This is a genomic window from Mycobacterium sp. (assembly GCF_049280035.1).
Taxonomy (GTDB): Bacteria; Actinomycetota; Actinomycetes; order Mycobacteriales; family Mycobacteriaceae; genus Mycobacterium.
The window spans coordinates 1-2,587 of the sequence record NZ_JBAPPI010000469.1 but is presented as its reverse complement, the minus strand read 5'-3'; the positions used below and the strand labels follow the sequence as shown (position 1 = coordinate 2,587).

The following is a 2,587-nucleotide window of genomic DNA, read 5'->3' as shown; positions in this document are numbered from 1 at the left end:
CCTCTAGATCAATGAGCGCCTTGCAGGAGCTCGCAGCGATTGAATCGTTGGCGAACAACTCCTCCACCCGGCTAACGTTATGACTCAGCCATGACGCAAGCTCATCGGTGAGCAACGTACCTTGCTCTTCCACATGATCGAGGTATTGCCGCACCGAAGTTATTCGAAACCAGTTCTCGCGTGTCTCTAGCCTCGTCGGTGCAACCGCCAGGTAAACCTGACCTCGATCATTGATTAGATGCCAACTCAAGGTGTCTCCGGTCAAGCGTAAGGATGCGTTCTCCGTCGGTGAGCCACTAGTACTTGAATTGGTGATACGGTAGCTCGGGTCCAAGTACAGTACTCCAAGGTAACGGAGGAAAAGCTCCAACAATCTCGTCATCTAATGTGCTCCTTGACTGGACGGAACCAATGTATTGAGTCCGCTACGCTGATAGCCATGGGCTTCGAGATATCTGATTTCAGCGGCGGTGTATGACTCTTCGCGAATCATGCGGAACGGCACTGAGAGTGTAATGCTGTCGCGGTTGGCGATAGCGATGTCGAGTACATGTTGATTTGCGGCGAGCCGTTCGGTGGGAGTCGCTGTATTCCATGCTTCCCCGATGTCGAAATAGCTGGCTCCGTGCTGCTCTGCGACCTCAATGTACGACGGACCGCCATCTGCCGGATTGTACGGTCCGAGCACGGTTTCCCCGCTTCCGGTGAGATGTTGTTCGGACAGTGCCCGCAACTCGGACGTCATGTGATCTAACGGGTTGTCCAAGGTGAACTCAGGGCTGGGCGCCACAGGCTCAGGGCTCAGCTCGGGTGGTGGGGGTGCGGGATGCGTCCCGCCACCTGGAACGGGTGCGTCGTGCGTCGTCACGGGTGGGGGATGATCGATTGTGGTGATCGGGGCCGGGTGGTCGGCAGCGGCGCCTGGGGGAAGCGATGTCGGGACATGTTCAGTGGCAAGGTGATGGGCGGCTGCCTCGGCGCGACTTTCGGCCGCGGCGAAGGTCTGTGGAAGGACGTTGTCCGACGTGATGTCGGCGCCGAGGCCGAGCGCTCGCCGTTCTAAGAGCGCCTTGAAGCCTTGCACGACGGCTTCGCCGCCAGCCTTCAGTTCCGGCGCCCCGACGGCCAGCGTGACGGCGCTCAGCAGCGGTTCGTCGGTGGCTTCGACGCGGCCGGGATCTGGCGTGCGGGTGCCGACGAGCTTGCCGTCCTTGAAGGTGTAATAGGTTCCGGTGCCCTGGTCGAAAATTTCGCCGGTGCCGTTCTTCAGCTGGCCCGTAACTTGTACCGGCTGCCCGTCGGCGTTGTAGCCGAACAGGAAATGGCCATCTGGGCTGGTGCGCATGGCCGCGGGATCGATGTTGTTGTAATCGGGCAGCTTGCCCAGACCGTTGAGGGCGTCGGCGAGGTTTTTCTTGAGCTGGGGCAGTCTCGCAAACGCGGCCTCTCCCTCCGGAGAGCCTGGGCCTTTCGTGTAGGTCGTCGCCGCCGCGTCGTCAACAGCCTTCTGCGCGGCGCGCACCTTGTCCATCTGATCCACAACGGCCTGATTGGTGACACGCTTAATGTCGGTCAGCTCGCCGGCATCGAGTCCGGATGGTGGAATGTCCATGGCCGCTTGGTCTTTGGTGTCTTCACCGTCCACCGGATGAATCGCAGCCGGATCGTATCCGTCGGTGCGCAGGTTGTCCTCGGCCTTTTTCAGCCCGTCCGCATAGTCGTTGCGGACTTTCTCGACCTGCTGCAGCGTTGCTTTCGTGTCGTCGATGGCTTCGCGTTCACAATCGTTGATGTATTCCTCAAGCCGATCGATGTCGTCTTCAAGGTCGCAGATGTCCTCCTCGTCGTCGGTTTGGGGGAGGAGTTTTTCGTCCTGCTTGATCAGGTCGTCGGCTTGGCCGATCCAGTCGTCGAGAGTTTGCAGGCGAGCCTCCAACGCAGTGATGTAGCCGTTTGCGGTTGCCTGCGCCTGCGCCAGCGCCGCGGCGACATTTTCTAGGTCGACGGCAATTTTGGGCAACTGGGCGGCTTGCAGACCCAGTGCGGCGGCCGTCCGTTGCACTTGGGCCGAGTCGTTGATCGGATGCTGCCCATTGTCACGGATCCACGCATCGACGCGGCGGCGCGCCTCGCCGAACGCTTTGTCAGCTTCTTGTGTGCATTGACCCGCGTTATGAAACGCTTGCCCAAGGTCGGCAATCTGCGCCGGTTGGCCGCTTTGTAGTGTTGCGTTGACCTTCCAGGGGTCGCCGCCGGCAAGCTTGGCCAGCACGTCCCGGCTCATGTAGGTCAGCGTCACTACACTTCCCGCAACGCCTTCGCATTGTTGTCGTCCATCGCCGAGAACGATGACGCCACGTGATGCGCCTTCGTGCCGACCTCGTCGAGGTTCTGCTGGTGGCTTTGCAGGGTTTTGACGTGGTGGGCGTGCGCCGAGGTCACGGCGTCGTGGAACTCTTCGGCGGCGTCGAATCCGCCGAACATCCCGACTACTGGCGCCGCCACTGACAAGTGATTCGCTCCGTCTTGAGCGTGCTTGCGCGCGCGGTACGACTGGGCCGCCCCGGAATGCAGCATTGCGGTGTCG

General features: G+C 60.8%; 2 protein-coding genes. Both read right to left on the bottom strand.

The genetic code is table 11. From position 1 onward, the window contains the following. Positions 1-382: 382 nt before the first annotated feature. Positions 383-2,299, bottom strand: a complete 1,917-nt coding sequence (locus WAN71_RS15465; RefSeq protein ID WP_422226171.1) for a hypothetical protein — start codon at positions 2,297-2,299, stop codon at positions 383-385. Next, positions 2,299-2,587 (bottom strand): DUF2563 family protein (locus WAN71_RS15460; RefSeq protein ID WP_422226170.1); only part of this gene is annotated, 289 nt, incomplete at its 5' end. The genes WAN71_RS15460 and WAN71_RS15465, both read right to left, overlap by 1 nt.